The sequence below is a fragment of the Pseudorhodoferax sp. Leaf274 genome (assembly GCF_001422445.1).
In the GTDB taxonomy this organism is placed as follows: domain Bacteria; phylum Pseudomonadota; class Gammaproteobacteria; order Burkholderiales; family Burkholderiaceae_C; genus Pseudorhodoferax.
In genome coordinates this window covers 126537-150812 of record NZ_LMNA01000001.1, presented here as the reverse complement: position 1 = coordinate 150812, position 24276 = coordinate 126537, and the positions used below count along the sequence as shown (strand labels likewise).

Genomic DNA, 24276 nt, shown 5'->3' with positions numbered 1-24276 from the left:
CGCCAAGGCCCACCGGCTTGGTCCACGGCCCTCAGGTCCGTGCCGCTGGCTGCATGCCCAGCAGCGCATCGACCAGCCGCGCCAGCATCTCCTGCGCGTCGGCGACCTGCACGGCGCCGGGCAGCGCCACATCGCCGTGCAGCACGAACACAGGCGTGCCCCATTTGAGGCCCAGCGCCATCTCCGACAGCGTGCCCATGTTGCCGCCGATGGCGGCCAGGCACAGCGCGCTGCGCGCCACCAGCGCGTTGCGCATCTCGCCCATGCCGGTGGCGATCGCCACGCTGAGCCATGCGTTGGCGTTGCGTTCGTCCTCCTCCGGCAGGATGCCGATGGCGATGCCCCCGCCTTCGCGCGCGCCCTGCGATGCGGCCGCCATCACGCCGCCGCGGCCGCCGCAGACGATGGCCATGCCGGCCCGGGCCAGCGCGCAGGCCACCTCGCGCGCAGCCGCGCAGACCTGTGCGTCGCCGTCGCCCGGGCCGATGATGCCGACCGGCCGCACCAGGCGTTGCGGGCCGCGCTGGCGTTCTGCCAGGCGCTGCAACGCCTCGGCGAGCGGCGCGGGGTAGTGCGTGGCGTCCATGTCAGTGGGCGGCTGCGCCACCCCGTTCTCTTCTGCGTGCAATCGCATCTCCCAATCCCATCACGGTGACGCACAGCGCCATCAGCAGCAGCGACAAGGCCGCCGCCACACCAAAATCCGAACCGCCATCGCCCACCTGCGCATAGAGCATCAGCGGCAGGATGTTGAGCTGCGTGCCGACCAGTGCCAGCGCCGTGCCATAGGTACCCATGGCGATGGCCGCCACCATGCAGGCGTTGGACAGCACGGAGGGCGCGACCTCGGCCAGCACCGTGTCGCGGAAGGCGCGCCAGCGCGTGGCGCCCAGCGTGCGTGCGGCCTGCATCGGCCGCAGGTCCAGGTTCACGAACACCGGGTACAGCGACAGCGCCACGCGCGGCACCAGGTAGTAGGCGTAGGCCAGGCCCAGCCCCGCGGCGCCGTAGATCCAGCTGCCCACGCGCGCCGGATCGGCACCCAGGCCGGCCAGCAGCTGCGTGACGAAGCCGGCGCGGCCAAAGGCCAGGATGAAGCCATAGGCGATCACCAGGCCCGAGAAGGCCAGCGGCAGGCTCAGCAGCGTCATCATCCAGCGCCGCCGCGCCGGTGGCTGGCGAGCCAGCTCGACGGCCACCGCCGTGCCGACCAGGGCCGACACCGCCCCGGCCGTGAGCCCGAGCGCCAGCGTGTTGCGCAGCGCGCCCGGCAGCAGCGGATTGGCGAGAAGGCGCGCGAACGCGCCGCCGCCATCGCCCAGCGCCTCGGGCAGCAACGCGCCCAGCGGCAGCGCGAAGAACACCAGCATGAAGGCCCAGGCGGGCCAGGCGCCGAAGCGGCGGATCATGGCGGGCCGGTCAGCGCGACAGCGTGGCCTGCGCCCACAGCTGGTCCACCTCGGCCTTGCGTGCCGAGGCCTTGACCACGTCGAGCGGGCGGATCTGTGCCGCGGCCGGCATCTTGGCCGCCACGTCGGCGGGCAGCTGGATGCCCGGCACGGCAGGCCGCACGAAGCCCTGCGCGAACAGCTGCTGGCCGGCGCTGCTCATGATGAAGTTCAGCCACAGCTTGCCGGCGTTGGGGTTGGGGCCGTTCTTGACCAGGCTGATCGCGTAGGGCGCGGCCACGCTGGCCTCCTTGGGGATCACCACCTCGCAGGCGTCGCCCATGCCGTCCACGTGCTTGGCCTTCAGGCCATCGTTCTCGTAGCTGATCCAGACCGGGATCTCGCCCTTGAGGAACTTGGCATAGGGCGTGGTGCCTTCGACGCGCTGCACGTTGCCCGCGGCGTGCAGGCGGCCGAGGAAGTCGGTGCCGGGCTTGATCTCGTCCACGCTGCCGCCGTTGGCATAGGCCGCGGCGAACACCAGCACCTGGCCCACGCCGGTGCTGCGCGGATCGAGGTAGCTCACCGCGCCCTTGTATTCGGGCTTGAGCAGGTCGGCCCAGCTGGTGGGCACGTTCTTGACGAGTTTCCTGTTGACCAGGAACGCGATGTTCAGCGTGTGGACCGTGAACCACCTGCCCTCTTCCTCGCGGAACACGGGGGGCAGCTGGTCGAAGTGGATGGGCTTGTAGGGCGCGACGACATCCTTCCTGGCCGCATCCACGGCCGAGGCAGCGAAGTAGTAGGCCGTGTCGGCCTGCGGCCGGCGGCGCATCTTCTCGAGCGCGACCACGGTGGCGGCCGAACCCAGGTCGTTGTAGGTCAGTTCGATCTCGGGATAGCGCTTCTTGAAATCGCGGAACAGCGACTTCCAGTTGGCCCACTCCGGGCCGGTGTCGAAGGACACGCACATGCCTTCCTTGCGCGCCTCCTCGTACAGCGCCTTCTCGCCGGCGTACAGCTCGGCGCCGTCGAAGGCGTGGGTGCGGGCGGCGAGGGCGGCCAGCGGCAGCGCGCTGGCGGCCTGGATCAGTTGTCTGCGTTGCATGCGGTGACTCCTTGGGTCGAAGATGCGGGGGTGCTCACTCGTCGAGCAGGCGGATGGATTGCGGGGCAATGGCAATGGCTGCGGTGGCACTGGTGCGGCCGTCGGCCAGGAACGGCCGCGGCGCGCCGGCCACCTCGAAGTCGTAACGCGTGAGCGCGCCCAGGTAGCGCGCCGCGCCGGGCCTGCCCTCCAGGCGGTTCGGCGTGCCCGGCGGCGGGTCGGCCTGCACGTGCTCGGGCCGCACCAGCACGTGCACGGCCTGTCCGATGGCGCGCTGGCCGGTGGGCGCGGCCAGCACGGCGAAGCCCACGTCCACGCGATCCGGCGCCGCGACCCGGCCCGGCAGCAGGGTGGACAGGCCGACGAACTCGGCCACGGCGCGCTGTGCGGGGCGTTCGTAGAGTTCACGGGGCGTGGCCATCTGCAGCAGGCGCCCGTCCTTGAGCACGGCCACGCGGTCGGCCATGGTCAGTGCCTCTTCCTGGTCGTGCGTCACCAGCAGCGTGGTGGCGCCGAAGCGCCGCTGCAACGCGCGGATCTGGTCGCGCAGGTGGCCGCGCACGCCGGCGTCCAGCGCCGACAGCGGCTCGTCCAGCAGCAGCGCGCGTGGGTCGATGGCCAGCGCGCGGGCCAGCGCCACGCGCTGCTGCTGGCCGCCCGACAGCTGGGTGACGGCGCGCCCGGCGTGCTCGGCGAGGCCCACCACCTCCAGCAGTTCGCGCGCGCGGGCACGCCGCTGCGTGGCGGGCTGGCCACGCAGTGCCAGGCCGTAGGCCACGTTGTCCTGCACCGACAGGTGCGGGAACAGCGCATAGCTCTGGAACACCATGCCGATGCCGCGCTGGTGCACCGGCGTGCCGGCCATGTCCTGCCCCGCCAGCGCGATGCGGCCGCTGTGGCCGCTCTCCAGCCCGGCGACCAGCTTGAGCAGCGTGGACTTGCCCGAACCGCTGGGGCCGATGACGGCGACCAGCTCGCCGCTGCCGACCTCGAACGAGATGTCGTGCAGGCCCTGGGTGCTGCCGGGGTAGCGGTAGCTGACGTGGTCGAAGACGAGACTCATGGGGATCCCTTCGCGCGGTGCGCTGCGGTGCCGGGCACCTCCGGGCCGCCGGACGGCGCTCCGGAGGACTTGCGCAGCGCGGAGGAGGACAGCAGCGCGGCCACGCAGGCCAGCAGCAGCAACACGACGGTGGCGGCGCAGGCGAAACCGGTGGCGCCGTAGAAGGCCTGCAGCAGCACCACCGGATAGGTGCGGTTCTGGAAGCCCGCCAGCAGGTTGGACAGGTTGAACTCGCCGATGGACAGCGCGGCCACCATGACCAGCCCGGACAGCAGGCTCTGCTGCAGGCTGGGCAGCACGATGCCGGTGAAGCGCTGCCACTCGGTGGCGCCCAGCGTGGCGGCGGCCTGCTCCAGCCGCTCCAGCCCCAGGTGGCGCAGGTCGGTCAGCAGCGTGTTGGTCAGGTAGGGCAGGGTGGCGATGGCATGCGCCGCCACCAGCAGCGGCGTGCTGCCCAGCCAGGGCATGGCGTCGGTGTTGAACACGATCATGTAGCCGAAGCCCAGCGTGATGGCGGGCACCGCCACCGGCATGGCGCTGACGATGCGGGCCGCCAGTGCATGGCCGCGGCGCGCACCGTGGTACAGCGCATAGGCCAGCGGCAGCGCCAGCACGGCGTCGATGGCGCAGGCGGACAGGGCCACCGTCAGGCTGCTCGTGAAAGCCTTGCGGAAGGAGGGATCGGCCCACAGGTCCGCGTACCACTGGCCGGTGAAGCCGGAGGGCAGCAGGCTGTTGGTCCAGCTCTGGCCGAAGCTGCCGATCGCCAGCAGCGCCATCGGCAGCAGCAGGTACAGGCCATACACCAGGGAAATGCCGCGAACCATGTCTCCCGTCCATCTGCGGGCCCCGCAATACTTTCCGATCGCGACGGCCCTGAAGTTCAATGTGCAGGAATTCTAGAGAGGGAATGCGGTGCGGGAGGTGACATTCGGATGACTTCTGTTGAGCAGATGGAAAATGTCCCGCATGTTCTGCTCAAGTTTTCCCCCACCATGAAACGCAACTGCCCCACCATCCAGGAGCTGCTGGCCTTCGACGCCGTGGCGCGCTACGCCACGCTCACGCAGGCCGCCGGGGCGCTGTGCATCACCGTCGGCGCAGTCAGCAAGCAGATCGCCGCGCTGGAGGCCTTTCTGGGCGTCACGCTGCTGGCCAAGCACGGGCGCGGCGTGCAGCTCACCCCGGCGGGCCGGGCCTATTGGCAGAAGATCGCGGCCAGCCTGCGGGCCATCGAGACGGCGACCTACGAGGCCCGCTCGGGCGGCGCCGGCGTGGGGCTGCTGACGCTGGCCAGCGTGCCCACCTTCCTCACGCGCTGGCTGATTCCCCGCCTGCCCGAGTTCCGGCGCCACCACCCGCAGATCACGCTGAGCTTCAGCCGCCACCTGGACCCGTCCGACGGCATTCCACCGCAGGTGGACGCGGCCATCCGCTACAGCCCGGGCGAGTGGCCCGGCGTGGTGGCCGAGTACATCGCGGGCCGCGAGTTCGTGCTGATCGCGTCCGACGCGTTGGCCGGCGGCCAGCACCGCATCCTGCGGCCAGAGGACCTGCTCGGCCACACGCTGCTGCACCATGAGGAGGCGCCCAGCGCCTGGCCGCTGTGGGCGGCGCAGCACGGCGTGCCCGAGGCGCAGGTCGCCGCGGGGCCGCGCTTTGCGCAGTACTCGGCGCTGATCCAGGCAGCGCGCAGCGGCCTGGGTGTCGGCATCGTCCCGCGGGTGCTGGTCGAGGACGAGCTGGCCGACGGGTCTCTGCACAGCCCCTGCGGCACGTCGGTGGCCGTGGACCAGGGCCACTACCTGTGCTTCCGGCCGGACCGCCTGCACCTGCCTGCGTTCTCGGCATTCCGCGGATGGCTGCTGGCGCAGGCGGCCGGGTCGCAGGGCGAGTTGCGCCTGCCGGGCAAGGGGGCGCCTGTGTCCGCCTGAACGGCCGGTGCCCGGATGGGCGAACCGGCGGGCGAAGAGCGGCCACGCGGTCGCCTCGCAGGCATGCACGACGGGACGTCGCCGCATCCCACATGGCCCACCGCAGGCGCACCCCACAATGCGCCGGTGCCCAAGACTCCTTCCCACCCGCCCCAGGGTTTCGTCCGCGTGCGGGGCGCACGCGAGCACAACCTCAAGAACGTCGATGTCGACATCCCGCGCGACGCGCTGGTCGTCTTCACGGGCATATCGGGCTCGGGCAAGTCGTCGCTGGCCTTCGGCACCTTGTACGCCGAGGCCCAGCGCCGCTACCTGGAATCGGTGGCGCCCTACGCGCGGCGGCTGATCGACCAGGCCGGCACGCCCGACGTGGACCGCATCGACGGCCTGCCGCCGGCCGTGGCGCTGCAGCAGCAGCGCGGCACGCCCACGGCCCGATCTTCCGTGGGCACCGCGACCGCCATCTCCAGCCTGCTGCGCCTGCTGTATTCGCGCGCCGGCCACTATCCGCCTGGCCAGCCCATGCTGTACGCGGAAGACTTCTCGCCCAACACGCCCGAAGGCGCCTGCCCGCATTGCCACGGCATGGGCCGCGTGTACGAGGTCACCGAGCGCTCGCTCGTGCCCGACGACAGCCTCACCATCCGCGAGCGTGCGGTGGCCGCCTGGCCCACCGCCTGGGGCGGGCAGAACCTGCGCGACATCCTGACCACCCTGGGCCACGATGTGGACCTGCCCTGGCGCGCATTGCCGAAGAAGACGCGCGACTGGATCCTGTTCACGGACGAGCAGCCCGTGGTGCCGGTCTACGTGGGCTTCGACCGCCACGAGGCGAAGGCCGCGCGCAAGGCGGGCACGGCGCCGAGCTACATGGGCACCTTCACCAGCGCGCGGCGGCACGTGCTGCACAGCTTCGCCCACAGCAAGAGCGCGCGCATGCGCGAACGCGCGGCGGCCTTCCTGGTGGGCAGCCCGTGCCCGGCCTGCGGCGGGCGCCGGCTCAAGCCCGAGGCGCTGTCGGTCACCTTCGCCGGGCACGATATCGCCGCCCTGGGGCGGCTGCCGCTGGACGAGGTGGCGCGCCTGCTGCAGCCCGCGGCCGAAGGCCGGCTCGGCGAAGGACAGGCGGGGCGCGCCGCCGGCACCGGCCGCGCGGGTGCGCGCAGCCACCGGGCCCACACCGCCAGCCGGGTGGCGGCCGGTGGCTCGGCGCACGCCGCCGCGCCGGACGTGCGCCGCACGCCGGATTTCTCGGCCGAGAAGGTGCTGGCCGCGCAGCGGCTGGCGCAGGAGATCGGCGCACGCATCGCTGCGCTCGCGCAGCTCGGCCTGGGCTATCTCACGCTGGACCGCGCCACGCCCTCGCTGTCGTCGGGCGAGCTGCAGCGCCTGCGGTTGGCCACGCAACTGGGCTCGCAGCTCTTCGGCGTGGTGTATGTGCTGGACGAGCCCTCGGCAGGCCTGCATCCCGCAGACGGCGAGGCCTTGCTCGACGCGCTGCACCGGCTCAAGGCGGCGGGCAATTCGCTCTTCGTGGTGGAGCACGACCTCGGCGCCATGCGCCACGCCGACTGGCTGGTGGACGTGGGCCCCGGCGCGGGCACCCACGGCGGCGAGGTGCTCTACAGCGGCCCGCCGGCCGGGCTGGCGCACGTGGCGCAGTCGCAGACGAGGCGCTACCTCTTTCCCGCGGCCGACGTGGCGCCGCGGCCCGTGCCCAGGGCGCCGCGGGTGGCGGGGCAGTGGCTACGGCTCGAAGGCATCGTCCGCCACAACCTGCAGGGCGCGGACGCCGCCTTCCCCGTGGGCTGCCTGACCGCGGTGACCGGTGTGTCGGGCTCGGGCAAGTCGAGCCTCGTGAGCCAGGCGCTGGTGGCGTTGGTGGCCGCTGCGCTTGGCACGCCGTCCGCTGGCGCGGCGCCGGCGGCGCCCGATGCGGTGGCGGACGGCGAGAACGACCCCGCCGCGTCGCGCGCGCCGTCGCAGCACGCGCTGCAGGACGACGACCCCGGTGCCGCCGACGACGCTGCAGGCGCCCCCCTGCAAGGCCGCCTCGTCGGCGGCCTGGCGGGCATCCGCCGCCTGGTGCAGGTGGACCAAAAGCCCATCGGCCGCACGCCGCGCTCCAACCTGGCCACCTACACCGGCCTGTTCGATGGCGTGCGCCAGCTCTTCGCGGCGACGCCGGCCGCACGGCGGCGGCGCTACGGGCCGGGGCGCTTCTCCTTCAACGTGGCGCAGGGGCGCTGCCCCACCTGCGAAGGCGAAGGCTTCGTGAGCGTGGAACTGCTCTTCCTGCCCAGCGTGTACGCGCCGTGCCCGGACTGCCACGGTGCGCGGTACAACCCCGACACACTGCAGATCCAGTGGAACGGCCTGAACATCGCCCAGGTGCTCGCGCTCACGGTGGACAGCGCCTGCGCGGCCTTCGCGGACGAACCCGCGGTGCTGCGCCCCCTGGTGCTGCTGCGCGACATCGGCCTTGGCTATCTGCGCCTGGGCCAGCCGGCCACCGAGCTCAGCGGTGGCGAAGCCCAGCGCATCAAGCTCGCCACCGAGCTGCAGCGCCTGCAGCGTGGCGACACGCTCTACGTGCTGGACGAACCCACCACCGGCCTGCATCCTGCCGATGTGGACCGGCTGCTGGTGCAGCTGGACGGGCTGGCTGCGGCCGGCAACACCGTGGTGGTCGTGGAGCACGACATGCGCGTTGCGGCGGCCTGCGACTGGGTCATCGACATGGGCCCCGGCGCGGGCGCGGCCGGCGGCCAGGTGGTGGCGTGCGGCACACCCGCCGAAGTGGCAGGGCGGGAGGCGGACAGCCGCACCGCCCGGTACCTGGCGCGCGCCCTGGCGGGCGAACCGGGCTTGTAGCAACCAGCGGCCGCGCCCCGCACTGGCTTGCCGATGGGACACGGCCAAGGGTGCCGGTCGACCGGTGGTGCGTGGCCTGAGGCCGGACCCGCTGTCGTCCCTCCAGCAGTGGCAGTGTTGTCCTACCGCACTGGCGGCGTCTCGATGGGAACATGCATGCCATCCAAGGAGTCCCCATGCCTGCCAACAACCAACCAGATACCGGCGCGGTGCCCACCTCGTCGAGCCGCAACCGCTTTGCCAACAAGCGCATGTTCATCGTCGCAGGGGCTGTAGCCGCGGTGGTGCTGCTGGCGGTGTTGTACGGCGTTGGGCTGGGCGTGACGGCCTGATCCGCAGCACGTCTGCGTGGCACGCATCCGCGCAGGCGAGGCCGCTCAGCGCCTCGCGCGCCTCGCGCGCCTGGGCTTGTGTGAGGCCGTGCGCACCTCGGCCCACACCGGCGCATGGTCGCTGGCGCCCTCCTGCCCGCGCTCTTCCCGGTCCACGCCGGCGTCGACAACCTTGAGTGCTGCGCTGACCAGGATGTGGTCGATGCGCAGGCCGGCATTGCGGGGCCAGCGCTTGCGGCGGTAGTCCCAGAACGTGAAGCCCGTCTCGCCAGGATGCGCTGCCCGCAGTGCATCGGTCCAGCCCTGCGACAGGATCGCGGCATAGGCCTGGCGTGGTGCGGGCTGCAACAGCGCGTTGTCGCGCCAGGTGTCGGGCTTGTAGATGTCGGCATCGGTGGGCACCACGTTCCAGTCGCCCATGAGCACGACGGGCTGGCCAGAGTTCCACAGCGCTTCGGCCCGCAGGCGCATCCGTTCCATCCATCTCAGCTTGTGGTCGAACTTGGGGCCCGGCTGCGGATTGCCATTGGGCAGGTACAGGCCGGCGAAGAGCACGCCGTCGATCGCGGCCTCCAGGTACCGTGCATCCTTGTCCTTCGGGTCGCCCGGCAGCGCGGCGAGCACAGGCACGGGCGCGTGTCCGCGCGCGAGCAGCGCCACACCATTCCAGGCGCGCTGGCCGACCACGAGGCTCTGGTAGCCCGCAGCCTCCAGCGCCCCGGACGGAAAGTCGGCCGTGGGCGTCTTCAGCTCCTGAAGCGCCACCACATCCGGCTGGGAACGGCCGAGCCAGTCGAGCAGCAGGTCCAGCCGCTTGACGACGTTGTTGATGTTCCAGGTGGCGACACGCATCGGGCCAGCGCGGGGCAGGGCGGAGGCCGCCCGCCGTTCTTCTCCGTCAGTAGCGGCGGTACCGGGCGCCGGTGGTCTTGGCAGCTTGGTGCGCCTTGAACTTCTTCCACAGAAAGCCGGCCACGGCCATCAGAATCATCTTTCGCATCGTTTCCTCCCAATCGATGCGCAGAGCATCCGGCAAGCCCCCCTGCGGGGCTGTAGGTGCCGGGAGGCAGGGCCTGTCGGCCATGCGAGCGGTTGTGCGTCTGCGTGGCGTCGGCGCTCTCCCGCAGCCACAAGCGGCGCGGTCCGGTCTTGGGGTACGACGTGCCAAGCCATGCTGGCGTAGCGCGGAACGTTCCGCCAGCACCCGGAGAACACCATGTCGGACAGCAAGAGCAGGGCAGCGTCGTCGCGCGGGCAAGCGACCAAGGCTGGCGCGCAACGCGCGTCTGCCACCGACAAGGAGCCCTGGAAACGCAAGAACCCTCGCACCGCCAAGGGCCAGGAGAGCACGCACCTGACGCCGGCGCAGAAGGCCACCGCCAAGCGGCATGCCAAGGCCGCAGGCCGGCCTTACCCGAACCTGGTCGACAACATGCAGGTGGCCAAGGCCGCGAAGAGCAAGGCGAAGAATAAATAGCCGGCGGCTGCTGGCCGTGGCCGCCGGCAGTTCCTGTCACTGGACCGACCGCGCGTTGAAGCCCGCACGCAGGCGCTCGCCCGCGTACTGCTGCGCATCCTTCGCCTTCTGCACGACCGCGGCCATGCCGAAGAACTCGTGGGTGACGCCCTCGTAGCTGCGCCGCTCAACCGGGACGTTGGCGTTCTTGAGCGCATCCTCCAGCTTGGAGCCGTCGCTGCGCAGCGGGTCGATGCGAGCGTTGATGATCGTCACCGGCGGCAGGCCCTGGAGATTCGCATCGATAAGGCTCAGGCGCGGGTCCTTGAGCTGCTCCTCCGAGGTCGTGAGGTGGCCCACGAACCACTTGACCATGGCGCGGTTGAGGGGCTTGGCCAGCGCGTTCTCGATGTAAGACTCGGTGTTCAGGCTGGTCTGCGCGACCGGGTAGACCGCCAGCACGTGTGCGGGCTTCTGCAGGCCTGCATCGCGGGCGGCGACGGCGGTCGCCACGGCCAGGTTGCCGCCAGCGCTTTCGCCGGCCAGCGCCACCTGCTTGGGGTCGCCCTTGATCGACGCTGCGTTCTCCAGCACCCACTTGTAGGCGGCCAGCGCATCGTCCCATGCGGCCGGGAACTTGTTCTCGGGGGCCTGCCGGTAATCCACGGACACGACGATGGCGTTGGCCTGCTTGGCGATCCCGCGCGCGCCGCCGTCGTAGACCTGCTTGTCGGCGATGACCCAGCCGCCCCCGTGGAAGTACACGACGACGGGGAATGGGCCTGCGCCTTGCGGCGTGTAGATGCGCGCGGGCAGGTCGCCGGCCGCGCCCTTGACCGTGGTGTCGCGGCTCTCGACGCCGGGCACCAGCTGCTCGGGTGCCGTCGGCATGCCCTTGGCGCGCAGCACCACGTTCACGGCGTCGGCAGGGGTGGGCTGCTTGCGCGCCTCTTCCACCGAGATCTTCTCGATGGCCTTGGGCTTGAGGCCGGCATGGGCGTCGAGCACGGCCTTCATGTCCTTGTCGGCACGGATGGCCGCGGTTGCCTTGGCAATGGCTGTGGAGACCTTGCCGGGCTCTCCTGGCTCGGCGCCATGGGCGACGGTGAGTGCGAGGGCAGTGCCCAGCGTGACGATGGCGGTAGCGATGGAAGTGCGGTTCACTGGATGGCTCCTGTTGGATCGGTATTTCGGAAAGATCGGAGATGTGGGTGAGGGGATGCTTCGTCCGGCGAAGACCCGTCAGTTCGTTGTACGGTCGGCGGCAGTGCGCCGGACGTCAGACGCGGCGCCGTCTGTCTCGCAGGATGCCGCGTCGATGTGCAGCCGCCCGGAGGGCCGCCGGCTCGCCTACGGCGACCAAGGCGTCGCGCCGACAGTCCGTGCGCCGCCCAGCCCGAAGACTTGGACGATGACAAACCCTGCCGTCCACCATTTCATGAAGCCCCTCGAACGCGGAGCCCTGTGCGCCGTGATGCTCGGTCTGGGGGCGCTCGGCCCGGTCGCAGCATTCGCCCAACAGGGTGATGGCACGGACGTTCCGATCCGCACCAACGTGTTCAAGCCCGCCAAGGTCGATGCCACCGAAGCACGTGTGCGCGCCCTGCAGGCGCCGCCCGACTTTCGCGTGTCGGTGTTCGCAGCGGGGCTGAAGAACGCGCGCATCCTGGCCGTGGCTCCCGACGGTACGGTCTATGTCAGTCGCCGCGACCAGGGCGATGTGGTCATGCTGCGTGACCAGGACGGCGATGGCCGGGCCGATGGCCCGGGCGTCATCGTGGCCAACCGCGCCGGCGCGCACGGGCTGGCGATCCACGACGGCCATCTTTACCTTGCCACCGTCAAGGAAGTGTTCAAGGCGCCGATCCGCCCGGACGGCCTGCTCGGGCCGCTGGAAATGCTGCTGGGCGACCTGCCGGACTCGGGCCAGCATCCGAACCGCACGATGGCCTTCGGCCCGGATGGCATGCTCTACCTGAGCGTGGGCTCGACCTGCAATGCCTGCAACGAATCCAACCCCGAGAACGCGGCCATGCTGCGCATCTCGCCCGACGGCAAGAGCCGGACCATCTTCGCCAGCGGGCTGCGCAACACCATCGGCTTTGCCTGGGAGCCGCGCACGGGCGCGCTGTGGGGCATGGACCATGGCATCGACTTCCTGGGCGACGACGTGCAGCCCGAGGAACTGAACAGGATCGAGCGCGGCAAGCAGTACGGCTGGCCGCACATCTGGGGCACCGATGGCGTGAACCCGCAGAGCACGCCGGTGGGCGACATCGGCAAGGCACAGTGGCTGGCCCTCAGCACGCCGATGGTGCTGGGCTACACGGCCCATGCCGCCCCGATGCAGATGCTGTTCTACCCCGGTGGCGCGTTCCCGGCCGAATACACGGGCGACGCCTTCTTGGCCATGCGCGGCTCGTGGAACCGCAACCCTGCGTCGGGCTACGAGATCGTCCGCATCCGCTTTGCCGATGGCCAACCTCAGAAGATCGAGCCCTTCGTCACGGGATTCCTGACCGACGCAGGCAAGACCCACATCGCCCGGCCGGTAGGCCTGGCCGTGGCCCGGGACGGTGCCTTGCTGATGGCGGACGATGCCAATGGCGTGGTCTACCGCATCGCCTATGAAGGCCGGAACGCCAGCACCGCTGCTGCGGGCACGCCGCCGGCCGAACCCATGCGCGCACAGGCCATGCGCGGAAGCGGCGTGCCGCTCGCCCGCGACCGCGAGGAGACACGCGCCGCCGCCGCACTGCAGGTGACATCGTCCAGCTTCGCGCCGCTGGCGGCGATCCCGCTGCGCCACAGCGAATATGCCGACGGTGTTTCGCCTCAGCTCGGCTGGAGCCCGGTGGTCGGTGCGAAGTCCTACGTGGTGATCGTGGAAGACCCGGACGCCAGACCCGTCACGCCCTTCGTGCACTGGCTGGCCTGGAACATCCCGGCGGGTGTGAACCAGATGCCCGAGGGACTGCAGGAACAGCTGCGCCTGACCGAGCCCGAGGGGGTGGTGCAAGGTGCCACGACGCGGGGGTCGCCCGGCTACTACGGCCCGCGGCCACCGGTCATGGACCCGCCGCATCGCTACCACTTCCAGGTCTTCGCGCTCGACACGATGCTCGATGTGCCACCCGGTGCGGAGCGCGACCAGTTGCTGGCAGCGATGCGCGGCCGTGTGCTGGCCAAGGGCGAACTGGTGGGCACGTTCCAGCAACAGCAGCGGCCCCTGAAGTGAGGGGCCCATGCCCGGGCTGCGGCTCGGGGGGCGTTCAGCCGGACGTTGCGCGCGTGGGTCGGTCGAAGGTCTGTGGAGGGGCGTCGGCACGGCCCCCGTTGCCGAGCCCGTGGGACTGCGGCAGGGTGGGCGCCACCGCAGCGCTGCCGATGCCTTGGCTGCCGGGATGGCCGGCGGGAGCTGAACTGTCAGCTGGCTGCACTTTGAAGGGCCATTCGCGCATGGGTGTCCTTGGACCAGGTTGAAATCCGCGCGGGATGCGCGTCATGATTCTTCAACCGGCAGATGTATCCGTATGTAGGACGACTTCCAGGGCTGGGATGGCATGGCAGCCAACGGCATGGACAAGGCGCAGCGCGGGGCGGGCGGCCCGGCCTGGCGCTACCGTCCAGCCCCCGGATGGATGGCAGGGCCGCTGGTAGACTGCCCCGAGAGGCGGCGATGCATCGCACGCCCATTCCTTCCCAAGGCCATGCAACAGCTGATCTTCCACGTCGTTGTCCTTGAGAGGCAAACGCATGCGGCGTGCGGTGTCGCCGCCGCTGCGACCACGCGCCTTGCGGGCGATGCCCGATGACGGACCGCCCCGTGCTGCACGATGGCGTCGGTTCGGACGTTCATGGCACCGGCCCCGTCCACACCGTGACCGGTGACCCGGACGAGTTCGCGCGTCTGTTCGAGCAGGCGCCCGGCTTCATGGCGATGTTGCGCGGACCGGGGCACGTCATCGCGCTGGCGAACCCGAACTACCTCAAGCTCGTCGGAGAGCGCGAGGTCATCGGCAAGACCGTCGCACAGGCCTTGCCCGATGCGGTCGAGCAGGGCTACCTGGACCTGCTGGACGGCGTGTACCGAAGCGGCGTGGCCTACGCGGCGGACAGCGCCCGCTATGCAGTGAAGACCCACCCGGGCGGCCCTGTCGACGAACGCTTCGTCGACTTCGTCTTCCAGCCCCTGCGCGATGCCGAGGGCCGGGTGGAGGGAATATTCGTGACGGGCGTGGACTCCACCGAACGGGTGGCCGCACAGTTCAAGCGCGACAGGCTTGCGGAGCTTGCCGATGCCGTTGGCGCCGGCAAGACGGCCGCGCAGATCGGCTTGATGGCATCGGAGATGCTGGGCACGACGCTGGGTGCGAGCCGGGTCGGCTTCGGCAGCATCGACCCCCACCGCGAAACGCTGGAGGTGGAGAAGGACTGGTGTGCGCCCGGCGTCGAGACGCTGGAAGGGTCCACGCCGCTGCGCGGCTACGGTTCGTTCATCGACGGCTTGAAGCGCAACGAATTCATCGCCATCCGCGATGTGCGCGAAGACGCGCGGACCGCGCACGCCGCCGCCGCGCTGGAGGCCAAGTCCTCCCGCGCATTCGTGAACATGCCCGTGGTGGAAGACGGCCGGCTGGTGGCGGTGTTCTTCGTGAACAACGCCGAAGTGCGCGACTGGACGCCGCAGGACCTCGCCTTCATCAAGGAGGTGGGCCAACGGACGGTGGGGTGGGTGGAGCGCGTGCGGCAGACGACGGCGCTGCGCGAGAGCGAAGCCCGGCTGCTCGCGGCGACGGACGCGGCCAGCCTGGGCGTGTGGGACCTGTGCCTGCCCACGCAGGCGCTGTCGGCGTCGGCCCACTGCAAGGGCAATTTCGGCCGTGATCCGGCCTTGCCGTTCACGTACGCTGAACTGCTGGCCGCAGTCCACCCGGATGACCAGGCCAGGATGCGCAACGCGGTCGCGCACACCATCGACACGGGCGAGGACTACGGCATCGAGTACCGGATCATCCGCCCGGACGGGCAGATGGCCTGGGTGCGCATCAGCGGGCGCCTGGAGCGCGACCGCGACGGCAGGCCTGTGTCCATGTCCGGCATCTCGCACGACATCACCGACGTGATGCTGGCGCGGCGGCGTGCCGAACTGCTCGACCACCTGGACCAGGAGGTGTTTGGTGCAGCGGAAGGCCCGGCCGACATCGCCTACCGGGCGGCGCAGGCCCTGGGCCAGGCGCTGGACGTGAGCCGGGCGGGTTATGGAACGGTCGACAAGCAGGCGGAGACCATCACGATCGAGCGCGACTGGAACGCGCCCGGCATCCGCTCGCTGGCGGGCACGCTGCACTTCCGCGACTACGGCAGCTACATCGAAGACTTGAAGCGGGGGCAGACCGTCGTGTTCGCGGACGCGCGGACGGACCCCAGGACGCGCGACAACGCGGATGCGCTGATTGCCATCAGCGCGCAGTCCGTGGTCAACATGCCGGTCAGCGAGGACGGCGGCCTGGTCGCGCTGCTCTACCTCAACCATGCCACCTCGCGCCCCTGGACCGCCGACGAGATGGCGCTGGTCCGCGAGGTGGCGCACCGGACCCGCCAGGCCACCGAGCGCAGGCGGGCCGAAAGCGAACTGCGCGAACTGGCGGGTTCGCTCGAACGCCAGGTGCAGGAGCGGACCGCCGAACTGCAGAAGTCCGAGGCGGCGCTGCGGCAGTCGCAGAAGATGGAAGCCGTGGGGCAATTGACCGGCGGCCTGGCGCACGACTTCAACAACCTTCTGGCGGCGGTGTCTGGGAGTTTGGAGATGCTCCGGCGCCGGCTGGACGGCGATTCGACCCTGGTGCGGTACGTCGACATCGGCCAGACCGCCACCAAGCGTGCCGCCGCCCTCACGCACCGGCTGCTGGCGTTCTCGCGCCAGCAGACGCTCGAACCCAAGGTCCTCAGCGTCAACCAGCTGGTGGGGGGCTTCGAAGACCTGATCCGGCGCACCATCGGCCCGCAGGTCGTGCTCGAGGTCATCGCCGGCATCGGCGTATGGTCCGTGCATGCCGACCCCGGCCAGCTCGAGAACGCGCTGCTGAACCTGTGCATCAACGCGCGCGATGCCATGCCCGATGGCGGCCGGCTCGTCATCGAGACCGCCAACCGTGCGCTGGACGAACGCACTGCCGGCGCGCAGGAGATGCTGCCCGGGCAGTACGTGTCCATCTGCGTGAGCGACAACGGCGCCGGCATGTCGCCGGAGGTCATCGCCCGCGCGTTCGACCCCTTCTTCACGACCAAGCCCATCGGCATGGGAACCGGGCTCGGGCTGTCGATGGTCTACGGTTTCGCCCGGCAGTCGGGCGGGCAGGCCCGCATCTACTCGGAGGTCGGCGCCGGCACCAAGGTCTGCATCTACCTGCCCAGGCACGAGAGCGAAGCCGCGGCGCAGGCAGACCTCGGCAATGCAGCCGGGGCGCTGCCGCTGGATGGCGCCGGCCAGACCGTCCTCGTCGTCGAGGACGAAGCTCCCGTGCGCTCGCTCATGGTGGAGTTGCTGAACGACATGGGCTACCGCGTGCTGGAGGCGGGCCATGGCCAGATGGCGCTGGAGGTGCTGCGCAGCGAGCCGTCCGTGCAGTTGCTGATCACCGACGTGGGTCTGCCCGGCGGCATGAATGGCCGCCACGTTGCCGACGCAGCGCGGGTCATCAACCCCGGCTTGAAGGTGCTGTTCGTCACCGGCTATGCCGAGAATGCCGTCCTGAGCCACGGCCTGCTGCCGGCCGGCATGCAGGTGCTGACCAAGCCGTTCGACCTGGACGTGTTCGGCCAGAGGGTGCAGACCCTGGCCAGTGCCATGCCGGGGTGATCGGGGGGGCGCAGGGGCCGCGCCGGGTCGGCAGCGACGTGCTAGCGACCCGCCACGCGCTGCAGGCCCAGCACGACCAGGGCGCCACCTGCGACGCCGTTGACCACGCGCTCCAGCCGCAGGTAGCGGTCGCGCAAGGCAGGCAGTGCGAACACCAGCGTGATGCCCAGATGCCAGCCCAGCGAGAGCACCGCCACCAGGGCCACCGTGGCGGCGAGGAACCACGGCGGTGCGCCGGCGGGCAGGACCGTGGCGAAGGCGCTGGTCCAGAACGCCGCGCCCTTGGGGTTGGTCAGGCCCGTCACCAAGCCGGTCCGCCAGGCCGCCAGCCTGGACCCCGCACCAGAAACGGGGCGGGCATGCTCGCGCGGCGCGCGGGCCGGCACGAACGCCGACGCCAGCAGCCGCGCGCCGTACCACAGCAGGTAGGCCGCACCGAGCAGCCGCACCGCGGCGGCGGCCCAGGGGTGGCTGGCCAGCACGGCGCTGAGCCCGGCCAGCGACACGAGCACCCAGACGATGGAGCCGGTGGTCAGCCCCAGGACGACCCAGCGCGCTTCGGCGCGCCGGCCTTGCAGCGCCATCTGGCTCAGGATGAAGAAGTTGGGCCCGGGGCTGGCGAGCACGGCGAGGTAGATGCCGGCCAGCACCAGCAGGGAAGAAGCGTAGGTCATGGTGCCGCGGAGGTACCGCGCGATTCAAGCACAGCCTCGGACGCCAGCGCCGCTGCCGGCCCGCGCGGCGCGCCCTTGCGCGCCAGCCCTGGCGCGCCGGCAGGCCTGTGGCCGGAGGGAGGTTGCCCGCCCACCGGCGCATGCACGGCCAGCAGCGCCACGGCCCAGTCGATGAAGGCGCGCAGCTTGGCGCTCACATGCCGGTTTGGCGCGTAGGCCAGGTACAGCGGCATGGGGTCGAGCCGCCAGTCCTCGAACAGCGGCACGAGCTCGCCACTGGCGCGGTGCGGCCTGGCCATGTACTCGGGCAGCCACAGCACGCCCAGGCCGGCCAGGCCGGCCGCGAGGTAGGCGTTGCCGTCGTCCACCGCGAAGGCGTAGCGGCCCTGCACGCGGACCTGCTCGTCGCCACGCTGCATCGCGTACGGGAAGGTCTTGCCCGCGCGCGACCACAGGAAGCCGACGATGCGGTGGTGCGTGTCTTCCAGCATGCCCGGGTGGTCCGGCCGGCCGGCCAGCGCGAGGTAGCCGGGCGCCGCGTACACGCCCAGCTGCAGGTCGCCCACGTGGCGCGCCACGAGCGAGGGGTTGGCGATGCGGCCGCCGCGCAGCACGCAGTCCACGTTCTCGCCGATCAGGTCGACCATGCGGTCGCTGACGCCCATGTCGAGCTGGATCTCGGGATAGCGCGCATGGAAGTCCGGCAGCGCCGGCACCAGCAGCATGCGCGCGAGCGGGCTCGGCACGTCCACGCGCAGCCGGCCACGCGGCGCGCGAGCCGCGCTGGACAGGCTGGTCTCGGCGTCGTCCACGTCGGCCAGCAGGCGCACCACGCGCTCGTAATAGGCAGCGCCATCGGCCGTGAGGTGCACGCGGCGCGTGGTGCGGTTCAGCAGCTTCACGCGCAGCCGCGCCTCGAGCTGCTGCACGAGATGGGTGACGCTGGTCTTGCCCATGTGCAGCGTGTCGGCGGCCTTGGTGAAGCTGCCGGCTTCCACGACACGGGCGAAGGCCTGCATCGCATCGAAACGGTCCATGCGTGCTCCGGTGGGATCGGGGATTGTTTGGAGTTTACGAACAGTGGTGGGTGGACCGGCGCGTTGATCGCACGGGCGCGGCTTTCTACAGTTGCGCCATCCTGAATCCATCCACCAAGGCATTTCCATGGCACAACGTGACGTCGTCTTTCCCGCAGGCCGCCAGGCGCTGTATGAGCGCAACCGCTACTCGCCTGCCGTGCGCTCCAACGGCTTCTTGTTCGTCTCGGGCCAGGTCGGCAGCCGCGAGGACGGCTCGCCCGAACCGGGCCTGGAAGCCCAGGTGCGCCGCGCCTTCGAGAACCTCAACGCGGTGCTGGCGGCGGCCGGCTGCGGCTTCGACGACGTGGTCGACGTGACGGTCTTCATCGTCGACCCTGCCGAGAAGTTCGAACGTATCTGGGCCGTCGTGCCCGAGTACTGGGGCGAGGCGCCGTACCCCAACATCACCTGCGTGGGCGTGACCTGGCTCTACGGCTTCGACTTCGAGATCAAGGTGGTGGCGAAGCTGCCGTAGCCGGTCGTGGCCAAGATCGCCAGCCGCGACATCCTGCACAAGTCGGACATTGGCGGCGTGCAGGTCAATCTCGCTGACGGCGCCCATGTGGAGACCGCCTGGGACGACATCATGGCCGCGGCCACCTGGCACAAGCCCGGTGCGCGCATCGAGGGCCTGCTGGTCGAGAAGATGGCGCCGCGCGGGGCACCGAGCTGATGGTTGGCGTGACGCGCGACCCGGTGTTCGGCCACGTGATGACCTTCGGGCTGGGCGGCATCTACGTGGAGATCCTGCGCGACGTGACGCGCCGCCTGCTGCCGGTCGGCCCCGCCGACGCGGCGGCCATGGTCCGCGAGATGCGTTGCTTTCCGCTGCTGGCCGGCGCGCGCGGACGGCCGGCGGCCGACGTGGCGGCGCTGGAGCGGCTGCTCGTGGCCGTCTCCGAGTTCGTCACCGCGAACGCCTCGACCATCGAGGAGATGGACCTCAACCCGGTCTGGGTGGGCGCCGAAGGCGAGGGCGTGCTGCCGTTGGACGCGGTGATCGTCGAACGGAGCGCGGCATGAAGGGCGCAGCTCCGCTGACGGGCGTCACCGTCGTCGACTTCAGCGAACTGCTGCCGGGGCCATTCTTCACGCAGAGTCTGGCCGAGATGGGCGCGCGCGTGGTCAAGGTCGAGCGCCCGCCCGGCGGCGACAATGCGCGCCGCATGGGCCCTGGGGCCTTCGAGGCCGTCAATCGCGGCAAGCAGAGCCTGCTGGCCGACCTCAAGGACCCGGCCCAGCGTGCCGAGATCCGCGCGCTGGTGGCGCAGGCCGACGTGGTGGTGGAGTCCTACCGGCCCGGCGTCATGGCCCGCCTCGGGTTGGACTACGACAGCCTGCGCGAGAGCTGCCCGCGCCTGGTCTACGTCTCGCTGAGCGGTTACGGGCAGGATGGCCCCTGGGCCAACCTGCCCGGCCACGACATCAACTATCTGGCCGCAGCCGGCGCGCTGGCCATCTCGGGCGAACCCGGCGGGCCGCCCGCGCACAACTTCGCGCTGCCGGTGGCCGACCTGTGCGGGTCGATGTACGCGCTGTCGGCCACGCTCGCGGCCCTGCTGCAGCGCCAGCACACCGGGCGCGGCCAGCACCTGGACGTGGCGCTGGCAGATTGCGTGCTGCACTGGATGAACCCGCGCCTGGGTGCATACCGGGCGGACGGCGCCACCGACCTGCAGGCCCAGCGCGCCGCCACGCTCGCCAAGCCGGCCTACGGCAGCTTTGCCTGCCGCGACGGACGCGCGCTGTCGGTGGCCGCGCTGGAAGACCACTTCTGGGTGCGCCTGTGCGAGGCGTTGGACATGGGGCCTTTCGCCGACGCGGCCTACCGCACGCTCGGCGCGCGCAAGAAGGTGGCGCAGGCCATCAACGCGCGCATCGCTGCACAGCTGGCCGGCCGCGACGCGGCGCAGGCGTTCGAAGATCTGGCAAGGCACGACCTGCCTGTCGCACCGGTGGTGGAGCCCGGCGAACTCGCCGGCCTCGCGCAGTTCGCGCAGCGCGCGCGCCTGGCGCAGGATGCGCCGCTCTCGCTGGCGCGCTTTCCGGTGCCGTTGGACGGTGTCGATGCCGGCGCGCTGGGAGCTGCGCCTGCGCTGGACGATGCCCGCCGATCGCTGTGACGTCGCGCGGACCGGTACCCGAAGAGGCAGCCGATGCTGGCCTGGTCAAGGACTCTGCAAATTTCGACATGACCCCTGACTTCTCTTTTCTCGATTGCCTCGCTCTGCCGGTGATCGCCGCGCCCATGCTGCGCGTCTCGGGCATCGAGCTGGTGTCCGCGGCCTGCGCGGCCGGCGTGATCGGCGCGTTCCCGACCGCCAACTGCGGCACCTTGGAAGAGTTCGATGCCTGGATGACGCGGCTGGACGCGGAAGCCGTGGCGGCCCTCGACCGCACGGCACCGTACTGCCCCAACCTCATTATGCGGCGTGACCCGGTCCGGGTGATGGCCGAGTCGAGCTGATGGCGCGCCACCGCGTCCGGCTCGTCATCACCAGCGTAGGCTCGCCCAGCGCGGTGGTACCGCGGCTGCATGCGGCCGGGTGCCGGGTGTTCGCCGATGTCGCCTCGCTGCACCATGCGCTCCGCGCCATCGAGTCGGGAGTGGACGGCCTCGTGCTGCTCACGGCCGGTGCAGGCGGGCACACAGGGTGGGCCAACCCTTTCGCTTTCGTGCGGGCGGTGCGCAAGGTGTTCGGTGGTCCCGTTGTGCTGGCCGGTGGCCTGTCCGACGGCGTGGCACTGCGCGCCGCGCGGGCACTGGGCTGCACGCTGGGCATCATGGGCACGCGCTTCATCGCCACACGCGAAAGCATGGCGAGTGAGCAATACCGGCAGATGCTGGTGGACAGCTCCATCGACGACGTGCGGCTCACGCGCGGTTTCACTGGCCTGCCCGCCAGCTTCCTGGCACCGTCTGCGCGGCGGCTGGGCATTGACCTCGCGACGCTGGATGAGAGCATATCGGTGGAGGAGGCGCGGCGTCGCTACGGCGGCGGCGCCAACGCCGCCCCGAACCAGCGATGGACCGACATCTGGAGCGCCGGCCACTCGGTCTCTGGCGTACACGGGCTGCCGACCGTGGCCCAATTGGTGCGCGAGCTACGGCGCGAATACCATGCCGACGAGCGCTTCGAAGAGAAGGCCGTGGGATAGCGGGTCGGCCGCTCGAGACTGTCGCCTCGGTCGCGAGTGGTTTTGCGCGAGAGCCTGCAGAGCGAGCGGGACCGAGAGTTCACCGTCGGCTGCACGGCGCCCGCTGCCCGGCAGCGGTCCCCATGCTACGCATGCTGGTGCGTGGGATGCCAGCCTTGGTCGCGTTCAAACCAGTGGACTGGCCCGTCGGCCTGCAGGAGGGCTGCGCTGTCTCGGTGCGGTGTGCTTGGGCGCGCAGAAGCTGGAGGCACTTGCCACGCGAGTTGCCGAAGAGCCGCGGGGCATGGGCGCCGACCAGCGTTGCTTCAGCGAACGGCGAGACGCCGTTCGACATTTCTGGCAAGAGGTGGACTGGAACGTCGCCACCCTCGGATCGAGTCAGCAGCGCGGCAACGAAAGAGCGAAAGCCTTCGCCCAGTGAACCCCGCGTTTCCAAAGCCGACGATGCCATCCGCAAGCGTTGGATGGATCCAAGAATCGGCGCACGCGCCGGCATGGCGCAAGTTCGCCGCGTGGCTCCTACCAGCACAGGCGGACCGACTTGTCCTTCTGTCCGCAGCCCATGCGAAGAAAAGCGGCCTCGGCCGCTTTTGTACATGGTGCGAACACCTGCCGAAACTTACGGCTTGTTTGCTGCGTCCTTGACGGCTTCCTTGGTGTCGCCGAAGCTCTTCTGGGTCTTGCCTTCAACTTGCTTCGCAACTCCCTTGGCCTCCTGCTCGCGGCTGCCAGTCACCTCGCCGACCTTCTCTTGCACTTTGCCCGCTGCATCCTTCAGGGCGCCCTTGACTTGATCGGTATTCATGGTCATTTCCTCTCGGTTGAACCGCCTGTTGGCAGTGGGTTTGTGAGAAGTACAGCGTAGGCAAACGGGCTGTCCAGACGGGCCAGACTTTGGCCTCACTTCTCGTGCGCCGTAGCCTACGTTCCACCCAGCTGACGTCGCACTCCCTCAAGCAGACGGTGCGTGCTCGTATCGAACCTGCAGCACTTGCGCGGCAAGCCAAGCAACTGATGGCGCCGGTGCAGGGCTCCCGTGCCATGACTTGCAACAAGGGTTTTCACCAATAAGTTGATATTGCAACTAGTTGGTATTTCAACCAAAATTCGCCGCGAAGGCCGTATCCCCGAACGGCACGACAACCAAGGAGGCAACATGCCACTGACCCGACGCGTTCTGTGCGGCGCTGTTCTGGCCGCAACGGCTCTCACCCCACCCCTGGCGCTTGCACAGGACCTGAAGGTCAAGGTCGGCATCATCGGACCGTTCTCCGGCCCGTTTGCCCACTACGGTACGCTGTTCAAGGCAGGCGCCGAGGCCTACATTGCCAGCCAGGGCGGCAAGCTCGCGGGCAAGGACGTGGAGCTCATCTACCGCGACACCGGCGGGCCGAACCCGGCGCAGACCAAGGTTCTCGCGCAAGAACTCATCGTCAAGGACAAGGTCGACTTCCTGGGCGGCTTCGTCTTCACGCCGAATGCCATGGCGGTGGCGCCGCTCATCCAGCAGTCGAAGACGCCGACGGTCATCTTCAACGCCGCGACTTCCTCGATCACCGAGAAGTCCGACTATTTCATCCGGACCAGCTACACGCTGTGGCAGGTCACCGTGCCGCTCGCGCAGTGGGCAGCGAAGCAGGGTCTGAAGAAGATCGTGACCGCTGTGACCGACTACGGTCCAGGCATCGACGCTGAAGCCGCGTTCAAAGCCGAGCTTGCCAAGCAGGGTGGCGTTGTCGTCGAGAGCATCCGCATGCCCATGGCGACGACCGACTTCGGCCCGTTCGCACAACGCATAAGGGCCAGTGGCGCACAAGCCGTCTACACCTTCCTGCCGGGTGGCCCGCCGAACCTGGGCTTCGTGAAGGCGTACAACGAGAACGGCCTGGCCAAGGCGGGTATCCAGTTCTTGGGCACGGCGGAGATGGATGAGTTCGACCTGCAAAAGTTCGGCGACTCGGCGCTTGGACTGACGACAGCGTTCCATTACTCCGGCGCGCACGACTCGCCGCAGAACAAGACCTTCGTGGCCGCGCTCAAGAAGCAGGACCCGGCCGCCGTCGCGAACTACGCCTCGGTCGGCGCCTGGGACGGCATGTACGTCATCCACAAGATGATCGAAGCAACTGGCGGCGCGAAGGACGGCGCGAAGGCCTTGGCCGCCGCACGTGAGTTGCAGTGGGAAAGCCCGCGCGGCCCCGTGCGCATCGACCCGAAGTCGCGCCACATCACCCAGAACGTCTACCTGCGCAAGGTAGAGAAGCAAGGCTCCTCGCTGGTCAATGCCGAGACGCAGAACTTCGGGCCGCAGGTGGACTTCGGTCTGAGCCAGTGACGCGCGAGGCCA

The 24276-nt window shown here is 70.1% G+C and carries 24 protein-coding genes; 14 read left to right on the top strand and 10 right to left on the bottom strand.

All coding sequences use genetic code 11. The features are described 5' to 3' along the window. Window positions 1-31 precede the first annotated feature (31 nt). Genes ASF44_RS00680 through ASF44_RS00660 form a run of 5 tightly spaced genes read right to left on the bottom strand, consistent with a single transcriptional unit; the run spans window position 32 to window position 4386 of the window. Window positions 32-586, bottom strand: a complete 555-nt coding sequence (locus ASF44_RS00680) for a TIGR00725 family protein (RefSeq protein ID WP_056898129.1) — start codon at window positions 584-586, stop codon at window positions 32-34. Window position 587: 1 nt separating this feature from the next. Continuing rightward, entirely contained in the window at window positions 588-1409 is an 822-nt protein-coding gene (locus tag ASF44_RS00675; RefSeq protein ID WP_200930535.1) for an ABC transporter permease, read from the bottom strand. 10 nt (window positions 1410-1419) lie between these two features. Continuing rightward, window positions 1420-2496, bottom strand: coding sequence for an extracellular solute-binding protein (locus tag ASF44_RS00670; protein WP_056897259.1), 1077 nt, complete (start codon window positions 2494-2496; stop codon window positions 1420-1422). A 34-nt stretch (window positions 2497-2530) separates the two neighbouring features. Continuing rightward, a complete protein-coding gene (locus ASF44_RS00665; RefSeq protein ID WP_056897258.1) occupies window positions 2531-3559 on the bottom strand; it encodes an ABC transporter ATP-binding protein in 1029 nt (342 codons plus the stop codon). Continuing rightward, window positions 3556-4386, bottom strand: a complete 831-nt coding sequence (locus ASF44_RS00660; RefSeq protein WP_082524433.1) for an ABC transporter permease — start codon at window positions 4384-4386, stop codon at window positions 3556-3558. The genes ASF44_RS00665 and ASF44_RS00660 overlap by 4 nt, the downstream gene beginning before the upstream one ends. Window positions 4387-4554: 168 nt before the next feature. Here ASF44_RS00660 and ASF44_RS00655 point away from each other — a divergent pair, with 168 nt between their 5' ends. The 3 genes from ASF44_RS00655 (at window position 4555) to ASF44_RS32480 (ending at window position 8699) form a co-directional block, all read left to right on the top strand. Continuing rightward, entirely contained in the window at window positions 4555-5493 is a 939-nt protein-coding gene (locus ASF44_RS00655) for a LysR substrate-binding domain-containing protein (protein ID WP_056898127.1), read from the top strand. A gap of 63 nt (window positions 5494-5556) precedes the next feature. Further along, window positions 5557-8367, top strand: coding sequence for an excinuclease ABC subunit UvrA (locus ASF44_RS00650; RefSeq protein WP_162243766.1), 2811 nt, complete (start codon window positions 5557-5559; stop codon window positions 8365-8367). Between the two features lie 176 nt (window positions 8368-8543). Next, window positions 8544-8699 carry a hypothetical protein gene (locus ASF44_RS32480; RefSeq protein WP_200930534.1) on the top strand — a complete coding sequence of 52 codons (156 nt, stop codon included), beginning with the start codon at window positions 8544-8546 and terminating at the stop codon, window positions 8697-8699. A 45-nt stretch (window positions 8700-8744) separates the two neighbouring features. On the opposite strand, the gene ASF44_RS00645 is transcribed toward ASF44_RS32480, so the two are convergent. After that, window positions 8745-9551 carry an exodeoxyribonuclease III gene (locus ASF44_RS00645; RefSeq protein WP_056897256.1) on the bottom strand — a complete coding sequence of 269 codons (807 nt, stop codon included), beginning with the start codon at window positions 9549-9551 and terminating at the stop codon, window positions 8745-8747. Between the two features lie 364 nt (window positions 9552-9915). Here ASF44_RS00645 and ASF44_RS00640 point away from each other — a divergent pair, with 364 nt between their 5' ends. Further along, window positions 9916-10176 carry a hypothetical protein gene (locus ASF44_RS00640; protein WP_082524432.1) on the top strand — a complete coding sequence of 87 codons (261 nt, stop codon included), beginning with the start codon at window positions 9916-9918 and terminating at the stop codon, window positions 10174-10176. Between the two features lie 36 nt (window positions 10177-10212). On the opposite strand, the gene ASF44_RS00635 is transcribed toward ASF44_RS00640, so the two are convergent. Further along, window positions 10213-11172: an alpha/beta hydrolase gene (locus ASF44_RS00635; protein WP_082524535.1), complete on the bottom strand. Its 960-nt coding sequence runs from the start codon at window positions 11170-11172 to the stop codon at window positions 10213-10215. Window positions 11173-11593: 421 nt separating this feature from the next. Between ASF44_RS00635 and ASF44_RS00630 the strand changes: the two genes are divergently transcribed. Next, on the top strand, window positions 11594-13393 hold the full coding sequence (locus ASF44_RS00630; RefSeq protein WP_056897255.1) for a YbhB/YbcL family Raf kinase inhibitor-like protein: 1800 nt from the start codon (window positions 11594-11596) through the stop codon (window positions 13391-13393). Between the two features lie 573 nt (window positions 13394-13966). Further along, the gene (locus ASF44_RS00625; RefSeq protein WP_082524431.1) at window positions 13967-17017 is read left to right on the top strand and encodes a GAF domain-containing protein; all 3051 of its coding nucleotides are present in this window, start codon (window positions 13967-13969) and stop codon (window positions 17015-17017) included. Between the two features lie 41 nt (window positions 17018-17058). On the opposite strand, the gene ASF44_RS00620 is transcribed toward ASF44_RS00625, so the two are convergent. Both ASF44_RS00620 and ASF44_RS00615 read right to left on the bottom strand, forming a co-directional pair. Continuing rightward, a complete protein-coding gene (locus ASF44_RS00620; protein ID WP_056897254.1) occupies window positions 17059-17691 on the bottom strand; it encodes a LysE family transporter in 633 nt (210 codons plus the stop codon). After that, window positions 17688-18728 carry a LysR family transcriptional regulator gene (locus ASF44_RS00615; RefSeq protein WP_082524430.1) on the bottom strand — a complete coding sequence of 347 codons (1041 nt, stop codon included), beginning with the start codon at window positions 18726-18728 and terminating at the stop codon, window positions 17688-17690. Before ASF44_RS00615 ends, ASF44_RS00620 begins: the two co-directional genes overlap by 4 nt. 127 nt (window positions 18729-18855) lie before the next feature. Here ASF44_RS00615 and ASF44_RS00610 point away from each other — a divergent pair, with 127 nt between their 5' ends. The 7 genes from ASF44_RS00610 (at window position 18856) to ASF44_RS31430 (ending at window position 22350) form a co-directional block, all read left to right on the top strand. Further along, window positions 18856-19245: a RidA family protein gene (locus tag ASF44_RS00610; RefSeq protein ID WP_056897253.1), complete on the top strand. Its 390-nt coding sequence runs from the start codon at window positions 18856-18858 to the stop codon at window positions 19243-19245. Between the two features lie 6 nt (window positions 19246-19251). Beyond that, a complete protein-coding gene (locus tag ASF44_RS33205) occupies window positions 19252-19443 on the top strand; it encodes an acetate--CoA ligase family protein (RefSeq protein WP_056897252.1) in 192 nt (63 codons plus the stop codon). Beyond that, window positions 19443-19793, top strand: coding sequence for an acetate--CoA ligase family protein (locus ASF44_RS30755; protein WP_056897251.1), 351 nt, complete (start codon window positions 19443-19445; stop codon window positions 19791-19793). The genes ASF44_RS33205 and ASF44_RS30755 overlap by 1 nt, the downstream gene beginning before the upstream one ends. Next, window positions 19790-20893, top strand: a complete 1104-nt coding sequence (locus ASF44_RS00595; RefSeq protein ID WP_056897250.1) for a CaiB/BaiF CoA-transferase family protein — start codon at window positions 19790-19792, stop codon at window positions 20891-20893. The genes ASF44_RS30755 and ASF44_RS00595 overlap by 4 nt, the downstream gene beginning before the upstream one ends. A gap of 68 nt (window positions 20894-20961) precedes the next feature. Then, window positions 20962-21237 (top strand): hypothetical protein, encoded by a 276-nt coding sequence (locus ASF44_RS32675; protein WP_235579086.1) that lies wholly within the window; start codon window positions 20962-20964, stop codon window positions 21235-21237. Beyond that, window positions 21237-21929, top strand: a complete 693-nt coding sequence (locus ASF44_RS00590) for a nitronate monooxygenase family protein (RefSeq protein WP_235579085.1) — start codon at window positions 21237-21239, stop codon at window positions 21927-21929. Before ASF44_RS32675 ends, ASF44_RS00590 begins: the two co-directional genes overlap by 1 nt. 283 nt (window positions 21930-22212) lie before the next feature. Next, window positions 22213-22350, top strand: a complete 138-nt coding sequence (locus tag ASF44_RS31430) for a hypothetical protein (RefSeq protein WP_156374302.1) — start codon at window positions 22213-22215, stop codon at window positions 22348-22350. 198 nt (window positions 22351-22548) lie between these two features. Here ASF44_RS31430 and ASF44_RS00585 read toward each other — a convergent pair whose 3' ends face one another. Then, the gene (locus tag ASF44_RS00585) at window positions 22549-22734 is read right to left on the bottom strand and encodes a CsbD family protein (RefSeq protein WP_056898124.1); all 186 of its coding nucleotides are present in this window, start codon (window positions 22732-22734) and stop codon (window positions 22549-22551) included. Between the two features lie 351 nt (window positions 22735-23085). Here ASF44_RS00585 and ASF44_RS00580 point away from each other — a divergent pair, with 351 nt between their 5' ends. Then, window positions 23086-24264: an ABC transporter substrate-binding protein gene (locus ASF44_RS00580; RefSeq protein WP_156374301.1), complete on the top strand. Its 1179-nt coding sequence runs from the start codon at window positions 23086-23088 to the stop codon at window positions 24262-24264. Window positions 24265-24276: the final 12 nt, after the last annotated feature.

Bases quoted from the DNA above. Each gene is read 5' to 3' on its own strand.
- ASF44_RS00630 (WP_056897255.1), top strand. From the start codon at position 11,594: ATGAAGCCCCTCGAACGCGGAGCCCTGTGCGCCGTGATGCTCGGTCTG.
- ASF44_RS00650 (WP_162243766.1), top strand. From the start codon at position 5,557: ATGCACGACGGGACGTCGCCGCATCCCACATGGCCCACCGCAGGCGCA.
- ASF44_RS00595 (WP_056897250.1), top strand. From the start codon at position 19,790: ATGAAGGGCGCAGCTCCGCTGACGGGCGTCACCGTCGTCGACTTCAGC.
- ASF44_RS00675 (WP_200930535.1), bottom strand. From the start codon at position 1,409: ATGATCCGCCGCTTCGGCGCCTGGCCCGCCTGGGCCTTCATGCTGGTG.
- ASF44_RS00610 (WP_056897253.1), top strand. From the start codon at position 18,856: ATGGCACAACGTGACGTCGTCTTTCCCGCAGGCCGCCAGGCGCTGTAT.
- ASF44_RS00665 (WP_056897258.1), bottom strand. From the start codon at position 3,559: ATGAGTCTCGTCTTCGACCACGTCAGCTACCGCTACCCCGGCAGCACC.
- ASF44_RS00580 (WP_156374301.1), top strand. From the start codon at position 23,086: ATGCCACTGACCCGACGCGTTCTGTGCGGCGCTGTTCTGGCCGCAACG.
- ASF44_RS00655 (WP_056898127.1), top strand. From the start codon at position 4,555: ATGAAACGCAACTGCCCCACCATCCAGGAGCTGCTGGCCTTCGACGCC.
- ASF44_RS00670 (WP_056897259.1), bottom strand. From the start codon at position 2,496: ATGCAACGCAGACAACTGATCCAGGCCGCCAGCGCGCTGCCGCTGGCC.
- ASF44_RS00660 (WP_082524433.1), bottom strand. From the start codon at position 4,386: ATGGTTCGCGGCATTTCCCTGGTGTATGGCCTGTACCTGCTGCTGCCG.
- ASF44_RS00585 (WP_056898124.1), bottom strand. From the start codon at position 22,734: ATGAATACCGATCAAGTCAAGGGCGCCCTGAAGGATGCAGCGGGCAAA.
- ASF44_RS32675 (WP_235579086.1), top strand. From the start codon at position 20,962: ATGACCCCTGACTTCTCTTTTCTCGATTGCCTCGCTCTGCCGGTGATC.
- ASF44_RS00615 (WP_082524430.1), bottom strand. From the start codon at position 18,728: ATGGACCGTTTCGATGCGATGCAGGCCTTCGCCCGTGTCGTGGAAGCC.
- ASF44_RS00590 (WP_235579085.1), top strand. From the start codon at position 21,237: ATGGCGCGCCACCGCGTCCGGCTCGTCATCACCAGCGTAGGCTCGCCC.
- ASF44_RS30755 (WP_056897251.1), top strand. From the start codon at position 19,443: ATGGTTGGCGTGACGCGCGACCCGGTGTTCGGCCACGTGATGACCTTC.
- ASF44_RS00640 (WP_082524432.1), top strand. From the start codon at position 9,916: ATGTCGGACAGCAAGAGCAGGGCAGCGTCGTCGCGCGGGCAAGCGACC.
- ASF44_RS00645 (WP_056897256.1), bottom strand. From the start codon at position 9,551: ATGCGTGTCGCCACCTGGAACATCAACAACGTCGTCAAGCGGCTGGAC.
- ASF44_RS00680 (WP_056898129.1), bottom strand. From the start codon at position 586: ATGGACGCCACGCACTACCCCGCGCCGCTCGCCGAGGCGTTGCAGCGC.
- ASF44_RS00625 (WP_082524431.1), top strand. From the start codon at position 13,967: ATGACGGACCGCCCCGTGCTGCACGATGGCGTCGGTTCGGACGTTCAT.
- ASF44_RS32480 (WP_200930534.1), top strand. From the start codon at position 8,544: ATGCCTGCCAACAACCAACCAGATACCGGCGCGGTGCCCACCTCGTCG.
- ASF44_RS31430 (WP_156374302.1), top strand. From the start codon at position 22,213: ATGGGCGCCGACCAGCGTTGCTTCAGCGAACGGCGAGACGCCGTTCGA.
- ASF44_RS00620 (WP_056897254.1), bottom strand. From the start codon at position 17,691: ATGACCTACGCTTCTTCCCTGCTGGTGCTGGCCGGCATCTACCTCGCC.
- ASF44_RS00635 (WP_082524535.1), bottom strand. From the start codon at position 11,172: ATGAAGGCCGTGCTCGACGCCCATGCCGGCCTCAAGCCCAAGGCCATC.